Source organism: Pseudomonas sp. 10B238 (assembly GCF_000970615.1).
Classification (GTDB): Bacteria; Pseudomonadota; Gammaproteobacteria; order Pseudomonadales; family Pseudomonadaceae; genus Stutzerimonas.
In genome coordinates this window covers 182,283-200,367 of record NZ_KQ033929.1, presented here as the reverse complement: position 1 = coordinate 200,367, position 18,085 = coordinate 182,283, and the positions used below count along the sequence as shown (strand labels likewise).

Below are 18,085 nucleotides of genomic sequence, written 5' to 3'. Positions count from 1 at the left end.
GTTGATCCCAATGGCTGTTCAGCAGAACAAAAAATCCCGTTCCGCCCGTGACATGCGTCGTTCGCACGATGCACTCGAGCCGAACGCCCTGTCCGTGGAAAAGAGCACCGGTGAAGTTCACCTGCGTCACCACGTTTCCCCGGAAGGTTTTTACCGTGGTCGTAAAGTGATCGATAAGGGCGCTGACGAGTAAACCTTGTCTGCTCCGGTCATAGCGATCGATGCAATGGGTGGGGACTTCGGTCCCCACTGCATTGTTCCGGCCAGTGTCCAATGTCTGGCTGAAAACCCCTCGCTTCATCTGGCCTTGGTTGGCCAATCCTCCCTATTAGAAGAAATTATCGCTCGGCACCCAGCTGTGGATCGCGCTCGTCTGTCGATTGTCAATGCCGATGAAGTGATCGGTATGGATGACCGTCCAGCGCAGGCGTTGCGCGCAAAGCCGCGCTCGTCCATGCGCATCGCTCTGGAGATGGTGCGTGATGGGCAGGCTCAGGCTTGCGTCAGTGGCGGAAATACTGGTGCGCTGATGGCACTTGCTCGGCAGGTATTGAAAACCATGCCTGGGGTGGATCGCCCGGCGATGGTGACTGCGATTCCTACGCTTGAGGGGTCGTGCCTGTTGCTTGACCTCGGCGCGAATGTGGACTGCACGGCCGAGCAGCTTTATCAATTCGCTGTCATGGGGTCGGTTGCGGCGCAAAGTCTTGGTATCGAGCAGCCGCGCGTCTCGTTGCTGAATATTGGTACCGAAGCAATCAAGGGTAATCAACAGGTCAAAGCGGCCGCCGGGCTGTTGCAGCAGGCTAGCTGTATCAACTATCAAGGCTTCATCGAGGGTGACGGGCTGTTCCGCGGCGAAACAGATGTCGCGGTATGCGATGGCTTTGTTGGCAACATTTTACTCAAGTCCAGTGAAGGGTTGGCACATATGGTAGCCCTGCGTGTCGAGCTGCTTTTCCGTCGCTCATTGATTGCACGCCTGGTCGGTGCGCTGGCTCTGCCCTTGCTGCGTCAGTTGCGGGCGGACCTGCGGCCAGCTCAGTACAACGGTGCCAGCTTCCTTGGGCTCCAGGGTATTGTCGTGAAGAGCCATGGTAGCGCAGGGGGCGAGGGGTTTCGGTCGGCTATACGCCGTGCCTCACAGGATGTAGAGCGAAATCTTCCGGCGCAATTGCGCAGCCGTCTCGAGCACTTGCTTGTGACTGATCGGTCCGCAAGCGACCCGGGTGATGTGACTGCACCCGGTGGATCTGCATCCAACTGAACAATTCGTTGCGCCCTAGTGCGTATTCTTTCTGACGAACAACCACAAGAGAGCCGTTTCATGTCCGCATCACTTGCATTCGTCTTTCCAGGCCAGGGCTCCCAGGCCTTAGGCATGCTCGCCGAGCATGGCGCCCAGCAGTCGCTGATCATCGATACCTTTGCCGAAGCCTCGTCTGTGTTGGGTTACGATCTGTGGGCACTTTGTCAGCAAGGTCCAGAGGATCAACTGAATCAGACCGACAAGACTCAGCCGGCCATTCTGACCGCTTCGATTGCATTGTGGCGTTTGTGGCTGGCTGAGGGCGGTGCGAAGCCGGCCTTCGTCGCGGGTCACAGCCTGGGCGAGTACTCGGCGCTGGTTGCTGCGGGTAGCCTTCCGTTTGCCGATGCGGTGAAACTGGTCGAGCTGCGGGGTCAGCTGATGCAGCAGGCTGTTCCGGCCGGCACCGGTGGCATGGCCGCGATTCTGGGTCTAGAGGATGCCGATGTTTTGGCAGCGTGTGGCGAGGCGGCTCAAGGTGAGGTCGTAAGTGCGGTCAACTTCAACGCGCCAGGCCAGGTGGTGATTGCCGGCAACGCTGCGGCGGTCGAGCGAGCCATCGATGTCTGCAAATCCAAAGGTGCCAAGCGCGCCATGCCGCTGCCGGTCAGCGTGCCTTCTCATTGCGACTTGATGCGCCCTGCAGCCGAGCGATTTGCCGCTGCCGTGACCGGCGCCGGCTGGCAGGCCCCCGAGATCCCGTTGGTGCAAAATGTCAGTGCAGCAATCGTTTCGGATCTCGACTCGCTTAGACGCAATCTGCTGGCTCAGCTCTATAGTCCGGTTCGCTGGGTCGAGACTGTTGTTGTGTTAAGCGAGCACGGTGTGACCGGTCTGGTCGAGTGCGGCCCAGGCAAGGTGCTTTCCGGTCTCAATAAGCGCTGCGTCAAAGGCGTCAGCACCTACAATCTGGACACCCCCGAAGGTTTTGCGGCCACCCGTGGCGCAGTGCTCTGAATAAGGAGATATGTATGAATCTGCAAGGCAAGGTCGCGCTGGTAACAGGCGCCAGTCGTGGTATTGGTCAGGCCATTGCGCTTGAACTTGGCCGTCAAGGCGCCATCGTCATCGGCACGGCGACCTCATCGTCAGGGGCTGAGCGCATTGCCGAGACGCTCAAAGAGAACGGCATCGAAGGTGCTGGGCTGGTGTTGGACGTCACCAGTGATGAATCAGTTGCCACCACCCTGGAGCATATTCAGCAGCACCTCGGTCAGCCGGCTATTCTGGTCAACAACGCCGGCATCACGCGGGACAACCTAATGTTGCGGATGAAAGACGACGAATGGCACGAGGTGATCAATACCAATCTAAGTAGCCTTTATCGTTTGACCAAGGGTGTTCTGCGGGGCATGACTAAAGCCCGTTGGGGGAGAATTATCAGTATCGGTTCCGTGGTGGGTGCCATGGGTAACGCCGGACAGGTAAACTACGCCGCTGCCAAAGCCGGGCTCGAAGGTTTCAGTCGCGCGTTGGCACGTGAAGTCGGCTCGCGCGGTATCACGGTCAATGCCGTGGCTCCGGGCTTCATCGATACAGATATGACGCGCGAGCTGCCGGAAGCTCAGCGTGACGCATTACTGGGGCAGATCCCGCTGGGTCGCCTCGGTCAGGCGGAAGAGATTGCCAAGGTCGTCGCCTTCCTAGCTTCTGACGGCGCCGCCTATGTCACTGGGGCCACTGTCCCGGTGAATGGCGGTATGTACATGAGCTAATGTGACGCCCAACGCATGTACGCAGTCATAACGGCTGATTAGTTTCGTTATAAAACTGTGGTTTGTTTATAGACAGATGGTTGAAAGCAGGTTCATGCTTGCCCGCTTTCAGCTTGAAATGCGGAAAACGCTTTCTATACACTACCGCGCAGACCAGCTGCCTGATTTTTCCATAGGAGTGAAAACAAGGTATGAGCACCATCGAAGAACGCGTCAAGAAAATCGTTGCCGAGCAACTTGGCGTCAAAGAAGAGGAAGTTACCAACAGCGCTTCCTTCGTCGAAGACTTGGGTGCCGACTCCCTTGACACCGTTGAGCTGGTGATGGCTCTGGAAGAGGAATTCGAGACCGAAATCCCTGACGAGCAAGCCGAGAAGATCACCACTGTTCAAGAAGCTATCGATTACATCAACGCGCACGCGCAGTAAGTCGTAGTCCTGCTTCGAACCAGTAAGCCGCACTGCCTCGAAAGGGCAGTGCGGCTTTTGTTTGAGTTAGTTGAATGCAGCTGGTCGTGCCCGTGGCCGACATCTGTGAAGGCGGCTCTCTTTCCGTTACAGATTCTAGCGGAACAGGGCGAGTCGAATGAATGCAAGGAGAATTGCTGTGTCGCGTAGACGCGTCGTAATTACCGGTATGGGCATGCTCTCACCGCTGGGTAACGATGTGCCAAGCAGCTGGCAGGGGATTCTCGCCGGCCGCAGTGGTATCGGCCTTATAGAGCATATGGACCTTTCCGCCTATTCCACTCGCTTTGGCGGATCAGTCAAGAATTTCGATGTCGAGCAGTACCTGCCCGCTAAAGAGGCTCGCAAACTCGACCTTTTCATCCAGTACGGACTGGCCGCCAGTTTCCAGGCAGTACGTGATTCCGGACTGGAAATCACCGATGCCAATCGCGAGCGTGTCGGCGTCGCCATGGGCTCGGGCATTGGTGGCCTGACCAATATCGAAAACAGCTGCAAGGCATTGATCGAGCAGGGGCCGCGCCGTATATCGCCATTTTTTGTGCCGGGCTCGATCATCAACATGGTTTCGGGTTTTCTATCGATCCATCTAGGTCTGCAAGGCCCCAACTACGCCATTGCTACGGCCTGCACGACGGGTACGCATTGCATCGGCATGGCTGCGCGCAACATCGCCTATGGCGAGGCTGATGTGATGGTCGCTGGCGGGTCGGAAATGGCGGCCAGCGGGCTTGGAATAGGTGGGTTCGCCGCGGCTCGTGCGTTATCCACCCGCAATGATGATCCCGCTTCAGCCAGCCGCCCGTGGGACAAGGACCGGGATGGCTTTGTGTTGTCCGACGGCGCGGGCGCGCTGGTGCTAGAGGAACTCGAACATGCCAAGGCCCGCGGGGCGAAGATCTATGCCGAGCTGATTGGTTTCGGCATGAGCGCAGATGCGTTCCACATGACCTCTCCGCCCGATGATGGAGCGGGTGCTGCTCGCTGCATCCGTAATGCGATCCTGGACGCGCGAATCGATGCCAAACAGGTCGACTACATCAACGCCCATGGCACCTCGACGCCGGCCGGCGACAAGGCGGAAGCTGCTGCGATCAGAACGGTATTCGGTGATCACGCTTACGAGCTGTCGGTCAGTTCGACCAAATCGATGGTCGGTCATCTGCTTGGTGCGGCAGGCGCTGTCGAGGCAATCTTCAGTGTGCTTGCCATACGCGACCAAGTGGCGCCGCCGACGATCAACCTTGATGAGCCCGGCGAAGGATGCGACCTCGATTTCGTCCCGCATGAGGCCAAGCCGCGGACAATCAATGTTGCGGTCTCCAACTCCTTTGGTTTTGGTGGCACCAACGGGTCGCTGGTGTTCCGCCGGTTCGCCGAGTGACGTTGAGCTGGGTGGATGGGCAGCCAGCTGAAGGGCTGCCCATTCATGATCGAGCACTTGCTTACGGCGACGGCCTATTTGAAACAATCAAGGTGTTGGCCGGCCGCCCCGAACTGCTCGATCGGCATTTGCAACGGCTGGAACATGGCTGCCAGCGGCTGGCGATCCCCTGCGACATCAATGGCGTAGGTAGCCAACTCATCGCTTTCAGTGCCGAGCTTGGAGAGGGTGTCGCTAAGCTCATTGTCAGTCGAGGGGAGGGCAAGAGAGGCTATGCTCCGCCCGTCCCCTGTATGCCTCGAACCGTCCTTACCGGATCCTCCCTTCCGAACTACCCGAAAGCACATGCCGAGCAGGGCGTTCGCCTGTACCCCTGTACGACCCGTCTTGCCGAGCAGCCAATTCTGGCCGGTCTGAAGCACCTCAATCGTCTGGAGCAAGTGCTGGCCCGAGCCGAGTGGCAGGATCCGGTCTACGCCGAAGGCTTGATGCGCGACACCTCCGGGCGGGTCATCGAAGGCGTTTTCAGCAATCTGTTCATCGTCGAATCGGACAGGTTGATGACGCCGTCCCTTGAGCGCTGCGGGGTCGCAGGGGTCATGCGCGAAGAAGTGCTGGAGCGTGCGCGGACTGCCGGCGTGCCGATCCAGGTCGGCGATCTTTCGCTAGGGCAGCTATATCGCGCTGACGAGGTCTTCGTTTGTAACAGCCTGTATGGCATTTGGCCCGTTCGCCAATTGGATGCAAGCGTATGGCCGGTGGGGCCTGTCACACGTAAACTTCAAAGCCTGGTGGCTGATCTGTCGAGCAATACGTGATTCGAAAACTGTCTTTTGTGCTTCTCGGCGCCTTGCTGATCGCTGCGCTGGCGCTCGGCCTGGTCTATTGGAAGCTTCACTCCGCCTTGGGGCAGCCGCTGCAACTTGGCGACGCACAAACGCTTGAGGTTCAGTCTGGGGATACGCCCAGTGGCTTGTTGCAACGGCTGGAGCGAGACGGCGTGTTGAGCGACTCGTTCTGGTTGCGGCTGCACTGGCGGCTGAAACTCTCAGGACACACCTTGCACAGCGGTGAATATCAACTGCGGCCAGAGATGACTGCCCGCGACATGATCGGGCTTTGGCAGCGTGGCGAGGTTGTGCAACATACTCTGACCATCGTAGAAGGGTGGAATTTTCGCCAGGTGCGCGCCGCGCTTGAGGCGCTGCCTACGGTGAAGCAGACGATTGTTGGTCAGTCAGATGACGAGGTCATGACGCGACTCGGCCAAGCCGGCTCGCATCCCGAGGGCCGCTTTTTCCCTGACACCTACAGCTTCACCCGCGGTGTCAGCGATCTCGAACTGCTCCAGCGCGCTTATTCACGGCTGGAAACGGTGCTGGCCGAGGAATGGCAACAGCGTAGCGAAGGCTTGCCCTATCAAGACCCGTATGAGGCGCTGATCATGGCTTCAATCATCGAAAAGGAAACAGGGGTTCCGTCAGAGCGCGGCGAGATCGCTGGCGTTTTCGTTCGCCGGCTGGAGCAAGGCATGTTGCTACAGACAGACCCGACGGTGATCTATGGTATGGGCGAACAGTATAGGGGGCGGATAACCCGCAGCGATCTCCGCAGGCCGACCCCCTACAACACCTATACCAACAGCGGGTTGCCACCGACGCCGATCGCGATGGTTGGCCGGGAAGCGATTCACGCTGCGCTGCACCCGGTTGAAGGAAAAAGCCTCTACTTCGTCGCGCGGGGGGATGGCAGCCACGTGTTCAGTGATTCGTTGAGCGAACACAATCGCGCGGTGCGTGAATATCAGCTCAAGCGCCGAGCAGACTATCGTTCCAGCCCACCGCCCCGGCAAACCCCGGCGCCGATTGAGAATGCCCAGTGACAGGACTCTTTATTACATTGGAAGGACCCGAAGGCGCGGGCAAGAGCACCAACCGTGAGTACCTCGCGCAGCGCTTGCGTGAACACAGCCTAGACGTCGTCCTGACGCGCGAACCCGGGGGCACGCCTTTGGCTGAGCGCATTCGTGAACTGCTGTTGGCACCTGCAGACGAGCCCATGAACAGCGATACGGAGCTGTTGTTGGTGTTCGCAGCACGCGCACAGCATCTTGCTCAGGTCATTCGGCCCGCACTCGCGCGAGGCGCTGTGGTGCTGTGCGACCGGTTTACCGATGCCACCTACGCGTATCAGGGCGGTGGCCGCGGTCTCCCCACCTCGCGTATCGAGCAGCTTGAATGCTTTGTTCAGGGTGAGATGCGTCCGGACCTGACGCTGATCTTCGATTTGCCAGTTGAAATCGGTCTGAGCCGCGCCGCTGCACGGGGACGTCTTGATCGCTTCGAGCAGGAAGGGCTCGATTTCTTCGAGGCCGTGCGCAGTGCCTATCTCAATCGGGCGCAGCAGGACCGCCAGCGCTATCGTGTGGTCGATGCAGGCCAGTCTCTAGCCGCAGTGCAACAGAGTCTGGACAGGCTTCTGCCCGAGGTGTTGGAGCGTGCGCTTGGCTGACGGCATTCTTCCATGGCAGGTTGATCTTTGGCAGTTGCTGGCCGGTCGTCAACAGCATGCTCATGCGTATTTGCTGCACGGTCCGGCGGGCATCGGCAAGCGCGCATTAGCCGAACAGTTGATGGCGCTGTTGCTCTGTCAGCGACCGGCGGCGCACCGCGCTTGCGGCAGCTGCAAAGGCTGTCTGTTACTCGCCGCTCATACTCATCCAGACCATTACATTCTGGAACCCGAGGAGGTCGACAAGGCCATCCGGGTCGACCAGGTTCGGCAGCTGGTCGGGTTCGTTACCCAAACCGCTCAATTGGGTGGGCGCAAAGTCGTGCTGCTCGAGCCGGCTGAGGCGATGAATCTGAACGCTGCCAACGCGTTGCTCAAGAGTCTCGAGGAGCCTGCAGGCGATACCGTTCTGTTGCTTATCAGTCATCAGCCCAGCCGGCTGCTACCGACGATCAAGAGTCGCTGCGTGCAACAAAGCTGCCCCTTGCCCGGGCGCCAGCAGAGCCTTGATTGGCTGGCGGTCCAACTTCCAGATGTGTCGCCCGCGCAGCGTGAGGAGCTGCTTGCGTTGTCGGCCAACTCGCCATTGGCCGCGCTCAAGCTGCAGGGTGCGGGTGTACTCGACATGCGGGTGCAAATAGTCGACGGGGTAAAGAAACTGCTCAAACGGCAGCAATCCCCCAGTCAGCTGGCTGAGGCCTGGAATTCGCATTCGCTGATCCTGTTGTTCGATTGGTTTTGCGAATGGGCGCATCTGATATTGCGCTTTCAAATGACTGGCGATGAAGAAGGGCTTGGCGCAGCCGATATGCAGAAGGTGATTCAATACCTGGCGGAGAAGTCGTCACCCGACCGGCTGCTGGTGCTGCAGGATTGGTTGCTTGCCCATCGACAGAAGGTGCTGGGCAAAGCCAATCTTAATCGTGTGTTGCTTCTCGAAGCGCTTCTGGTGCAGTGGGCAAGCTTGCCCGGGCCAAGCTAGAATCCATCGAACTGTTGTTAGGAATGAATACCGCATGAGCCTGCCTGCAAACCTTGGTCCGCGTAACGGCATTCTGTCTCTGACCATCAAGGACAAGTCAGTGCTCTATGCGGCGTACATGCCGTTCATCAAGCATGGCGGATTGTTCATCCCGACTAACAAGAGTTACAAGCTTGGCGACGAGGTATTCATGCTGCTGAGCCTGATGGACGAGCCGGAAAAGATCCCTGTCGCGGGTAAGGTCGTGTGGATCACGCCCAAGGGCGCCCAAGGCAACCGGGCCGCAGGCGTTGGCGTGCAGTTCAATGAGGGTGACTCGACTGCTCGCAACAAGATTGAAACCTACCTCGCCGGCGCGATGAAATCAGACCGCCCAACGCACACCATGTAGCGTCATCGCAAGCGATCCGTTCGCTCAACTTCTTTTTGCCGTTGCTTTTTCCGCCGCGCTGATCTGACCTGACTGCAACCGATGGGCTGCTTTGCTCTACAATTGCGCGTTTTCGGTTCGGGTACTTTTCCATGCTGATCGACTCGCATTGCCACCTCGATCGTCTCGATCTTACCTTGCACGACAACTCCCTCGATGCAGCTCTGCATGCTGCTCGTCAGCGTGGTGTTGGACATTTCCTTTGTATCGGTGTCAGCGCCGAAAATACTGCTGCGGTCAAAGCGCTTGCGCAGAGCTATGACGACGTCGATTGTTCGGTGGGGGTGCACCCGCTGGACCTCGAGCCCGGTGCCGAGCCTGCCATGGACTGGTTGCTGCAGGAACTGGACGCGCCCGGTGTCGTGGCGATCGGCGAAACAGGGCTTGACTACCACTACGAGCCTGAAGCCGCCGAGTTGCAGCAGCAATCCTTCCGTCTGCATCTCGATGCCGCACGGATCAGCGGTAAACCAGTCATCGTCCACACTCGTGCGGCTCGTGCCGACACGCTGGCGCTGCTCCGCGAAGCTTCGTTGCCGCAGGCCGGCGTACTGCATTGCTTCACCGAAGACTGGGACATGGCCAAGTCTGCCTTGGATCTCGGGTTCTATATTTCGCTATCCGGCATCGTGACATTTCGCAACGCCGATGCCTTGCGAGATGTCGCTCGCCGTGTTCCTGCGGATCGCCTGCTAGTGGAGACGGATTCGCCTTACCTGGCCCCCATCCCCTACCGCGGAAAACCGAACCTGCCGCAGTATGTGCGCGAGGTCGCCGAGTATCTCGCTGATCTGCGCGGGGTCGGTTTCGAGATGCTGGCGTCGCAGACTACGGACAACTTCAAGCGGCTGTTTCCCTTGGCGCGCGTCAAGAACTGACGAACGCGAGCGCGTGCAAGGCGGTGTGGTTGGCGGGCCTTCTCCGCACATGCCGTGTACAATCCGCGCCGCTTAATGCACATGCCGGTTGCCGGCATGCGGATACGAGGGTTTGGGTTGGCGCTCAAAAGCATAGCCTTCCGTCAGTCTCTTCATTTCTTCGTCACAGACCAAACTAGGTGACGCCATGTCCAGCGATAAGCTGCACACCGGGCCGCTTCAACGCGGCCTGAAAAACCGGCACATTCAGCTGATCGCACTCGGCGGGGCTATTGGAACGGGGCTCTTCCTTGGCTCAGCCGGCGTGCTGCGCAGCGCCGGGCCGTCGATGATCCTTGGCTATGCCATCGGTGGGATGATCGCCTTCCTCATCATGCGTCAGCTCGGCGAGATGATCGTCGAGGAGCCGGTTGCGGGATCCTTCAGTCATTTTGCGCACAAATATTGGGCCCCTTATGCAGGCTTTCTCTCCGGTTGGAATTACTGGGTGCTGTATGTCCTGGTGGGGATGGCCGAACTGACCGCGGTGGGCAAGTACGTCCAGTTTTGGTGGCCGGAGGTGCCGACTTGGGCCACCGCTGCGGTGTTTTTTGTGCTGATCAATCTGATCAACCTAGTCAACGTTAAGACCTTTGGTGAGACTGAGTTCTGGTTCGCGATCGTCAAGGTCGGAGCCATTGTCGGCATGATTGCGCTCGGCCTGTACCTCTTGCTGAGCGGCGCGGGTGGCGAACAGGCTAGCTTCAGCAACCTCTGGAGCCACGGCGGGTTCTTCCCCAACGGCATCAGCGGGATGGTCATGGCCTTGGCAATCATCATGTTTTCATTCGGCGGCTTGGAGCTGGTGGGGATCACCGCAGCTGAAGCATCCGCCCCGAAGACAGTCATTCCCAAAGCCATCAATCAGGTCGTTTATCGGATTCTGATCTTCTACATTGGCGCGCTCAGCGTTCTGCTGGCGCTCTATCCTTGGGACAGTCTGCTGGAAACGCTGGGCTCGGCCGGCGACCCCTACAGCGGCAGCCCTTTCGTGCAAATCTTTTCACTGATCGGCAGTGACACGGCTGCGCACATTCTCAACTTTGTGGTGCTGACGGCGGCTCTCTCTGTCTATAACAGCGGCGTGTACTGCAACAGTCGCATGCTGTACGGCCTGGCGGAGCAGGGCGATGCGCCGAAGGTGTTGATGATGGTCAATCGCCGTGGGGTACCGGTGCTTGCAATCGCTGTCTCTGCACTCGTCACCATGCTCTGTGTGCTGGTGAACTACCTGCTGCCGCAAACAGCGCTCGAGTTGCTCATGTCGTTGGTGGTTGCGGCGCTGCTGATCAACTGGGCGATGATCAGTCTCGCCCACTTGAAGTTTCGCAAGGCGATGAAAGCGCAGGGCATCGAGCCTTCGTTCAAGGCCTTTTGGTATCCGCTCAGCAATTACCTTTGCTTGGCGTTCGTAGCGTTGATTGCCGCGATCATGTTGTCGATGCCCGGTCTGCGAACCTCGATCATCGCGATACCATTTTGGGCGCTGTTTATCTGGCTGTGCTTCCGGTTGCGGCTTTCGAGCCGGCGTGCCGCGCATGGTTGATACGTTGAGGCGTATCGCCACAGCGAACAAAAAAAACCCGGCGTCGCGAGGAGCCGGGTCAAGACCATTAGGAGTATGAGGTCACGTTCCTCGCTCCCTCAGCTGGCCGAGCAGTGGGGGGATTGCGCGGCCAGTGATTGCAGTATTGGTCCGAATCCTCAACGCTGCTGGGCGATTGCGGCGATTTTTAAACGGATTTGGAATAGTCGCGTCCAGGCTGATCGCTCACTTCGCGAGCAGCCCGCGAACAACCGCCAGGCTCTGCTCGATGACCGCTGGCGGCGTGTAAAAATGTGGTGAGAATCTGATCCCTCCACCACGAAGCGCACAGACGACCTGCTCCTCCTTGAGGCGTTGAAAGAGCGTCGAGTTGTCTATCCCATCGATCCGGAACGTCAGAATGCCGGCTCGCCGACTTGGATCGGTTGGGCTCAGCAATTCGGCCCCCGGCATGGCCGATAGCTCTCGCTGGAGGTGGTCGATGCGTTCGGCCAGTGCCTGTGCCACCGTGACTATTCCCACCTCTTCCAATAAGGACAGGCTGGCTTCCAATGCCATGGCGCCGAGCAGATTCGGGCTGCCGCACTCGAAGCGCTGCGCGCTGTTCGCCGGCTGCCAATCGCTGCGTTCATAATCACCGGCGTGCTCGAGCATATGCCAGCCGTACTCGTGAAGCTTGAGCTGATCGCGTAGATCGCTCCGGCAATAGAACACACCCAAACCTTCTGGGCCCAGCAGCCATTTATGGCCGTCGGCCATCGCAAATGCACACCGGCATTGCTGAGCATCGAATGGCAGCGCGCCCAGCTGTTGGATTGCGTCGATGCATAGCAGTACGCCACGTTGTTCGCAGCCTTCACCGAGTCGCGGCAGGTCTAGCCGCAGGCCGCTCGCGTACTGCACGGCGCTGATCGCCAGCAAGCGAACGTTCGGCCCGCAGGCCGCGAGCAGGTCGCCTTCCGGATCTTCACCCTTGAGGCTGACCTGGATGACCTCGACCCCTTGCGGCCGCAACGCCTCCCAAACTACACGGTTGGAGGGAAACTCCTCATCGCTGATGACGACTTGGTCACCGGGCTTCCACTCCAATCCGAAGGCCACGAAAGACAGTGCTTCCGAGGTGTTCTTGACCAGCGCTATGTCTGCTGGGGTTGGTGCGTTCAGCAATCTGGCCAGGCGATTTCGCAGACGGGTTTCGACCGCCAGCCACTGCGGGTAGTCGCGCGCGCCAATCGTGATGTTCTGTTGGGCAAATCTGGTTACCGCATCGCTCGCACGGCGAGGCCAGGGCGAGACGGCCGCGTGATTCAGGTACCGCAAGCCGTCGATTTGGGGGAATTCGTCATTCAATGTACTCATAGGCAATCTTCCGTGCATTTTCTGACTAAACAGGCATAATCATCTGCTTCGATTTTTCTCACTGCAGCCACTTATGCAAAATGAATCCCGTAAGGTCCGCGAATTTCGCCGTCGCGAACAAGAGATTCTCGACACGGCGCTCCAGTTGTTCCTCGAACAGGGAGAAGACAGCGTCACCGTCGAGATGATCGCCGACAGGGTGGGGATCGGCAAAGGCACCATCTACAAGCACTTCAAATCAAAGGCCGAAATCTACCTGCGGCTGATGCTCGACTACGAGCGGGATCTGAACGAGCTGCTGCATTCACCGAGTCTTGATCAGGACAAAGAAGCGCTGTCTCGCGCCTACTTCGAATTTCGCATGGGCGATCCCCAGCGCTATCGGTTGTTCGACCGTCTCGAGGAAAAGGTGGTCAAGGGTAATCAGGTACCGGAAATGGTCGAGGAGCTGCACCGTATCCGTGCCTCCAACTTCGAGCATCTAACTCAGCTGATCAAAGGGCGCATTGCCGAAGGAAAGCTGGAGGACGTGCCGCCTTATTTCCACTATTGCGCAGCCTGGGCCTTGGTACATGGGGCTGTAGCGCTCTACCACTCGCCGTTCTGGAGCAATGTTCTGGAGGATCAAGAAGGCTTCTTCCAGTTTCTTATGGATATCGGCGTGCGTATGGGCAACAAGCGCAAGCGAGACTAGCCCAGTCTCTGCAATGTGGTGGCGTACTAATGATAGGGTCGCGGAGCATTCTCTAGAATTGAGAACGCATAAAGGTTGGTGACTGAAACGGGTCATTCGGACTATATAGGGCAGCGGACTTCCTCGGCCGCTGCTGTGCCTTCGCGACTACTCTGGTCGTTAGTGCTGGGAAACCATCTCAGCATTTGGATTCAGATTCAGCGTCCCAACGAAGTGTGATGCTTCACCAAAGGAAGCCTCACGACCAGCTCACTTCCTTTACCGCTTCCCTCACTCTTGCCGGTCACCGTGCCACCGTGTGCCTCGACCAACTCGCGCACTACCGTCAGACCGATGCCCAGCCCTGCGCCGTTGAAACCAACCGCATTCACATCCTGCACGAATGGCTCGAAAATGAACGGTAGCGCTTGTGCTGTGATCCCGATGCCGTTATCGCGAATGCTGACCTCCACCATGCCCGCTTCGGCAGTCGCTAAAAGGCTGACCGAGCCACCGACCGGCGTGTACTTGGCCGCATTACCCAACAGGTTGCCAAGAATCTGGGCGAGCCGCATGGGGTCGCCGTTTATTGCCAGCTCCCCGTCGGGGAGTATTGTGCTCAAGTGTATGTTGCGCGCGATCATTGCCGGACTGCAGAGATCCACAGCTTCATGGATGATCTGAACCAGATCGACAACGCAACATTTGAGTCGAAACTTGCCGGTGCTGGCGCGCGCGAGGTCGAGCAGATCTTCTACCAGTCGAGACATGTGGCGTACCTGTCCCTCGATCAAGGCCTGCATTCGCGGCAGCTCCTCGCTGGGCACACGACCCAGACCCCCTGCGATCATGCTGATGGGAGTCAGGGGATTGCGCAGTTCGTGAGCTACCAATGCGAGTACCTTGCGTTGCTGCTCCAGGGCGAGTTCGGCTGAGGCCTGCAGGTCTTTTGCGCTCAAGGCGGCCGTAACCAACTGTTCGTTGGCTTCACGCATATCCTGATATAGCTGCTGCTCTGCTTGCGTGAGCTGCGATCTTTTTGCATCCGACTGCGCTAACAGGGTCGCTAGAACCAATTGCTGGTTGGCCTCGATCAGTTGCTCCATCTGCTGACTGTCGACGAGCTGGCTATTAGTGTCGTTGAGCTCTTTATGCAATGCCGCGAGCACTGCCCGAGCTTCGACGGTTTACTGCCCGAGCCGGAACATTTCGCTGGAGGCGGCAGCCATAGCTTGCTTGTTGTCGGCACTAGTCTTTTTCACGAGTTTGTATTCACCCCTCGTTCCCACTGAGACGCCGTTGGGTAGGTCGTCCTCCGAGGAGACCTTCTTGATCCGACAACATCTCACCAATCTGCAGTCCTTTATCGTCAATGCGATAAAGGCGTAACTCATCCGAATGACTGCTGGCGCGCACCTTGACCACCGCCATGATGCGCAGCAAGCGGCTCTCTACTTCTATATAACGCTGGACGATGATGGCATCGGTGAGAAAGGCCGTACCGTAAGGGCTGAATCGCAAGTCCGTGTAGCGATCTTCGAGCTCCGAAGTCATCAGCACACTGACCCCAACAGAGGTCAGTGCGGTGACCATCCGTGAAAGCGATTCACGAAAGTCTTCACGGAATGTAGGGGCCAGCGCCAGTTTGAAGCCCGACAGGGAGTCGATTACCACGCGGGTCGCCTTCAATCGGTCGATCTCGCTCAACAGCTGAGAAACGATTTCATCGATGGAGAGGTCCGGGGCACGACTGTCGACCAAACCGACTTGGTCGTTCTTGATCAAATCGGCAAGAGTGGCATTTTGCGAGCGATTGGGTCGTTGTTCGAATACGGCGATGACCCCGGTTTCGCCATTGCGAACACCCTCGGCGAGAAAAGATGCAGCCAGAATGCTTTTACCAGAACCCGATGGCCCGGCCACGAGCAGTGAGTAGCCCCGAGGGAGGCCGCCGCCCAGCATATCGTCGAGCCGCGGTACGCCCATTTTCAGGCGCTTAATAGGGAAGGTCTGCGGTGCCTCGACGGTACTAGACGCCGCGGGTGCAAACACCTTGATTCCCGATGTAGCGATGCGGAACGTGTGCAACCCGGGCAACGTTGGCTGGCCGCGCATCTTCATGATTTCCATCTTACGTACCATGGAATTGCGCTGAACGCTCTGGCGCAACCAGATCAGCCCATCGGCCACGGTGAAAATCGGGTTGGTATCGGTTTCGGTGAAGTACTCACCAATCAGAAAGGTCGTTGCCTGCCAAGTGGTCATCAGCATGCCCAGTTGTTGAACGAACTGCGGCAGATTGTTGTTCGGGTTGTTCTGGGTCTGGCTTGCCAGTACTACCGAACGGAACGAGTCGACGAACACCAGCGCGGGCGAATGGCTTTCGACCTCGCTGACGATACGCCGCAGCACTTCGTCCAGATCGCCGGCGAGGGTGTCGTCAGCCAGGTTGATGTAGCGGATCGGCTTGTTAATCGCTTCGCTGTCGAAGAACTCGAACTGCTGTTGATAGCGCAGCATTTTCAGCGGTGGCTCACCGAGCACCGTAAAAAGAAGCGCGGGGCGTTCGGGGGTCGCCAGCGCGAACATCATCTGGTGAGCCAGGGTGGTTTTGCCACAGCCTGGGGGGCCAGCGATCAGGTTGAAGGAAAACTCCGGCAACCCTCCGCCAAGCACTTCATCCAACCCCGGCACACCGGTGGCTAGGCGGTTGATAGTCGCTTTGGTGCTCATGGCGATTTTTCCTGCGCAGGGGTTTCGCTCGAAGAAGGTTCCCACACACCGCGAAGCAAGCGTGTAGTGAGCGACGACCCGATAAGCGTGGTCAGCAGCTCGTGGAATGTAACTAGCAACACCTCACTAAAAAAACAGCGCTTCGGCTTCGCTTTGCTTAACGAGCACGGCCTTCAAAGCTGTCAGGTCCGGGGAACCCTGCACCCCGGCATAGATGCTCGCCATGTGCGGGTGGTTGGATAGGCAGAGGTGAAGGCTACGGCGATACAGAGCGGCAACGCCTTGCGGCCCAACGATGGGCGCCAGCGCTGAGTCTATGTCCTGCAGTATGGAGATGATTGCCTGGGCGACTGCTGCGGCGTCAGCGTTAGGGCCAACGCGACGCGTCAGAGAATCTACAATCTCATGGCTCTTCGCTTCGCGTGGACATAGCTAGCCGATATCTGATGGGGCAGGTGTTGGTAGTACACCCTAAGGTGAGAAACGAAGACTTAACCGGCCATGACGTTAGGTCCGTGTCCTTTTTTCGATAATGGGAACGGTGAACTTCAGGCATAAAACGGGAGGATATAGCTATCTTCCAGCGTGAAGCCTACCGATATAGGACAATCATCCAGACACTGAAATTCGTCACTTTTGATGCTAATGCGCTCGTGCCGTTGATGTCGGCAGAGCCACCGTGCCAATCGTGCGCGTATGGCGGGCTATTATTCGCTGCGCAAGATATTGGCGGCGCTTTATCAGTTTGATGGCACCGGTTTCATTACTGCGCGACGGAAGGCGATTGTGTACGACGCATCGTTGAACTGGCGTGTTTGCTGCATTGCTTCGCTAATCGTCGGTTTTCCGTCACGTCTGGAGCGAGAGATGAATGTGTTTAGCCTTATCGTGGCCGCACTCCTGTTAAGCGGCTGCATGAAGGTAAGCGACATGGCTGAGGGGACCCGCCATCAGCTGCGCGACGTTGGTATTCTCGACCATAGCGAGACGGTCAGGTCCGCCTCGTGGCGCCTGCAGCCCGACTCGTTCATCTACATTGCGCAGGGTCACTTCGTTCCCCCAGGTGGCGCCTATCCGCGCCCGAACGTAGTAGCCGAAGAGGCGTTTGAGAGCTTTGTTCAGTACTTTCCGCTGGTCCGGCGTGCTCCAGAACCTGTAGGACTGGAAGAAGCATTGAACCAGGCGGCAATCGCTGGTGCCCATTACTTGCTGTACACACGATTCGCCGCAGCAGACGACCGTATCGGCAGTTTCGATGAGTTTGATGACCAACGCGCGCTTGATCGACTGGGTGTTGATACGAGCACGGTTCAGTTGATGCTGATCGAGACCGGCAATAGATATCTGGCCGATACGGCAAGTATTCGCAGTCGCGGCGGATTGCTAAACATCTATGACGCGACACCGCAGGTCTTGTTGGGTCCGCCCTTGCGTGATTACGCTCGGCGCCTGATAGGCCTGGGGCGCTGAGGAGCCAATATGAGCGATGCGGGAAAAGCTGCGAATCTGTTGAGTCAGATTCCCAGCGCCGAGAAGAAAGGCTTGCCACCGGTGCACCTGTGGAATCCGCCGTTCTGTGGTGATCTGGACATGCGGATCATGCGCGACGGTAGCTGGTTCTACCAGGGCACGCCTATCGGGCGGCCTGCTATGGTGCGACTGTTTTCCACGGTGATCCGGCGAGACGGCGATGATTACTTCCTGGTGACCCCAGTCGAGAAGGTCGGCATCAAGGTGGATGATGCGCCGTTCGTGGCGGTTGAACTGGTGGCAGAGGGAAGCGGAGAAGCCCAGGTGCTTCGCTTTATCACCAATGTCGGCGACGAAACCGAAGCGGGAGCAGAGCATCCAATCCGGGTCGAGCTAGATCCGGATACTCAGGAGCCAGCACCCTATGTTCATGTGCGGGCCAACCTCGAAGCGCTGATTCATCGCAACGTGTTCTACCAGTTGGTGGAATTGGCCGTGCCGCGTGAGATCGATGGCGCCGATTGGCTGGGGATCTGGAGCCAAGGCCAGTTTTTCCCGATTGGTCGCTCCGAGTAGTTCGATCGAGCGT

General features: G+C 58.2%; 19 protein-coding genes. 16 read left to right on the top strand and 3 right to left on the bottom strand.

The features are described from left to right. The first annotated feature begins 10 nt into the window (after positions 1-10). The 13 genes from rpmF to RT21_RS05615 all read left to right on the top strand — a co-directional run bounded on the left by rpmF (position 11) and on the right by RT21_RS05615 (position 11,261). On the top strand, positions 11-193 hold the full coding sequence (rpmF, locus tag RT21_RS05675) for a 50S ribosomal protein L32 (RefSeq protein WP_019342480.1): 183 nt from the start codon (positions 11-13) through the stop codon (positions 191-193). A 3-nt stretch (positions 194-196) separates the two neighbouring features. Next, on the top strand, positions 197-1,267 hold the full coding sequence (plsX, locus tag RT21_RS05670; protein ID WP_082082117.1) for a phosphate acyltransferase PlsX: 1,071 nt from the start codon (positions 197-199) through the stop codon (positions 1,265-1,267). 60 nt (positions 1,268-1,327) lie between these two features. Further along, positions 1,328-2,266, top strand: a complete 939-nt coding sequence (gene fabD / locus RT21_RS05665) for an ACP S-malonyltransferase (protein WP_046161964.1) — start codon at positions 1,328-1,330, stop codon at positions 2,264-2,266. 14 nt (positions 2,267-2,280) lie between these two features. Next, complete coding sequence (gene fabG / locus RT21_RS05660) at positions 2,281-3,024, top strand: 3-oxoacyl-ACP reductase FabG (protein WP_045428830.1); 744 nt, start codon at positions 2,281-2,283, stop codon at positions 3,022-3,024. Between the two features lie 191 nt (positions 3,025-3,215). Then, positions 3,216-3,452 (top strand): acyl carrier protein, encoded by a 237-nt coding sequence (gene acpP, locus RT21_RS05655; protein ID WP_003283670.1) that lies wholly within the window; start codon positions 3,216-3,218, stop codon positions 3,450-3,452. A 178-nt stretch (positions 3,453-3,630) separates the two neighbouring features. Further along, on the top strand, positions 3,631-4,875 hold the full coding sequence (gene fabF / locus RT21_RS05650) for a beta-ketoacyl-ACP synthase II (protein ID WP_046161963.1): 1,245 nt from the start codon (positions 3,631-3,633) through the stop codon (positions 4,873-4,875). 2 nt (positions 4,876-4,877) lie between these two features. Continuing rightward, positions 4,878-5,693, top strand: coding sequence for an aminodeoxychorismate lyase (gene pabC, locus RT21_RS05645; protein ID WP_046161962.1), 816 nt, complete (start codon positions 4,878-4,880; stop codon positions 5,691-5,693). Further along, the gene (mltG, locus tag RT21_RS05640) at positions 5,690-6,757 is read left to right on the top strand and encodes an endolytic transglycosylase MltG (protein ID WP_046161961.1); all 1,068 of its coding nucleotides are present in this window, start codon (positions 5,690-5,692) and stop codon (positions 6,755-6,757) included. The genes pabC and mltG overlap by 4 nt, the downstream gene beginning before the upstream one ends. After that, positions 6,754-7,386: a dTMP kinase gene (tmk, locus tag RT21_RS05635; RefSeq protein WP_046161960.1), complete on the top strand. Its 633-nt coding sequence runs from the start codon at positions 6,754-6,756 to the stop codon at positions 7,384-7,386. Before mltG ends, tmk begins: the two co-directional genes overlap by 4 nt. After that, complete coding sequence (locus RT21_RS05630) at positions 7,379-8,368, top strand: DNA polymerase III subunit delta' (protein WP_046161959.1); 990 nt, start codon at positions 7,379-7,381, stop codon at positions 8,366-8,368. The genes tmk and RT21_RS05630 overlap by 8 nt, the downstream gene beginning before the upstream one ends. 34 nt (positions 8,369-8,402) lie before the next feature. Next, positions 8,403-8,759, top strand: a complete 357-nt coding sequence (locus tag RT21_RS05625; RefSeq protein ID WP_025241024.1) for a PilZ domain-containing protein — start codon at positions 8,403-8,405, stop codon at positions 8,757-8,759. Between the two features lie 131 nt (positions 8,760-8,890). Next, positions 8,891-9,676, top strand: coding sequence for a TatD family hydrolase (locus tag RT21_RS05620; protein ID WP_046161958.1), 786 nt, complete (start codon positions 8,891-8,893; stop codon positions 9,674-9,676). Between the two features lie 187 nt (positions 9,677-9,863). Continuing rightward, the gene (locus RT21_RS05615; protein ID WP_046161957.1) at positions 9,864-11,261 is read left to right on the top strand and encodes an amino acid permease; all 1,398 of its coding nucleotides are present in this window, start codon (positions 9,864-9,866) and stop codon (positions 11,259-11,261) included. Between the two features lie 225 nt (positions 11,262-11,486). On the opposite strand, the gene RT21_RS05610 is transcribed toward RT21_RS05615, so the two are convergent. Further along, positions 11,487-12,620 (bottom strand): aminotransferase class V-fold PLP-dependent enzyme, encoded by a 1,134-nt coding sequence (locus tag RT21_RS05610; RefSeq protein WP_046161956.1) that lies wholly within the window; start codon positions 12,618-12,620, stop codon positions 11,487-11,489. Between the two features lie 73 nt (positions 12,621-12,693). Here RT21_RS05610 and RT21_RS05605 point away from each other — a divergent pair, with 73 nt between their 5' ends. Beyond that, positions 12,694-13,314 (top strand): TetR/AcrR family transcriptional regulator, encoded by a 621-nt coding sequence (locus RT21_RS05605; RefSeq protein ID WP_045428807.1) that lies wholly within the window; start codon positions 12,694-12,696, stop codon positions 13,312-13,314. A 197-nt stretch (positions 13,315-13,511) separates the two neighbouring features. Here RT21_RS05605 and RT21_RS05600 read toward each other — a convergent pair whose 3' ends face one another. Both RT21_RS05600 and RT21_RS05595 read right to left on the bottom strand, forming a co-directional pair. After that, a complete protein-coding gene (locus RT21_RS05600) occupies positions 13,512-14,462 on the bottom strand; it encodes a sensor histidine kinase (protein WP_256203879.1) in 951 nt (316 codons plus the stop codon). A 103-nt stretch (positions 14,463-14,565) separates the two neighbouring features. After that, a complete protein-coding gene (locus tag RT21_RS05595) occupies positions 14,566-16,026 on the bottom strand; it encodes an ATPase domain-containing protein (protein WP_046161955.1) in 1,461 nt (486 codons plus the stop codon). Positions 16,027-16,893: 867 nt separating this feature from the next. On the opposite strand from RT21_RS05595, the gene RT21_RS05590 reads away from it, so the two are divergent. Together RT21_RS05590 and RT21_RS05585 are read left to right on the top strand one after the other, a co-directional pair. Next, positions 16,894-17,496, top strand: a complete 603-nt coding sequence (locus RT21_RS05590; protein ID WP_045428803.1) for a DUF4823 domain-containing protein — start codon at positions 16,894-16,896, stop codon at positions 17,494-17,496. 9 nt (positions 17,497-17,505) lie between these two features. Further along, a complete protein-coding gene (locus tag RT21_RS05585; RefSeq protein WP_046161954.1) occupies positions 17,506-18,072 on the top strand; it encodes a DUF1285 domain-containing protein in 567 nt (188 codons plus the stop codon). Positions 18,073-18,085: the final 13 nt, after the last annotated feature.

Coding starts and splice junctions, on each gene's coding strand:
- rpmF (WP_019342480.1), top strand. CDS start 11: ATGGCTGTTCAGCAGAACAAAAAATCCCGTTCCGCCCGTGACATGCGT.
- fabD (WP_046161964.1), top strand. CDS start 1,328: ATGTCCGCATCACTTGCATTCGTCTTTCCAGGCCAGGGCTCCCAGGCC.
- fabG (WP_045428830.1), top strand. CDS start 2,281: ATGAATCTGCAAGGCAAGGTCGCGCTGGTAACAGGCGCCAGTCGTGGT.
- acpP (WP_003283670.1), top strand. CDS start 3,216: ATGAGCACCATCGAAGAACGCGTCAAGAAAATCGTTGCCGAGCAACTT.
- RT21_RS05625 (WP_025241024.1), top strand. CDS start 8,403: ATGAGCCTGCCTGCAAACCTTGGTCCGCGTAACGGCATTCTGTCTCTG.
- RT21_RS05620 (WP_046161958.1), top strand. CDS start 8,891: ATGCTGATCGACTCGCATTGCCACCTCGATCGTCTCGATCTTACCTTG.
- RT21_RS05615 (WP_046161957.1), top strand. CDS start 9,864: ATGTCCAGCGATAAGCTGCACACCGGGCCGCTTCAACGCGGCCTGAAA.
- RT21_RS05610 (WP_046161956.1), bottom strand. CDS start 12,620: ATGAGTACATTGAATGACGAATTCCCCCAAATCGACGGCTTGCGGTAC.
- RT21_RS05605 (WP_045428807.1), top strand. CDS start 12,694: ATGCAAAATGAATCCCGTAAGGTCCGCGAATTTCGCCGTCGCGAACAA.
- RT21_RS05595 (WP_046161955.1), bottom strand. CDS start 16,026: ATGAGCACCAAAGCGACTATCAACCGCCTAGCCACCGGTGTGCCGGGG.
- RT21_RS05590 (WP_045428803.1), top strand. CDS start 16,894: ATGAATGTGTTTAGCCTTATCGTGGCCGCACTCCTGTTAAGCGGCTGC.
- RT21_RS05585 (WP_046161954.1), top strand. CDS start 17,506: ATGAGCGATGCGGGAAAAGCTGCGAATCTGTTGAGTCAGATTCCCAGC.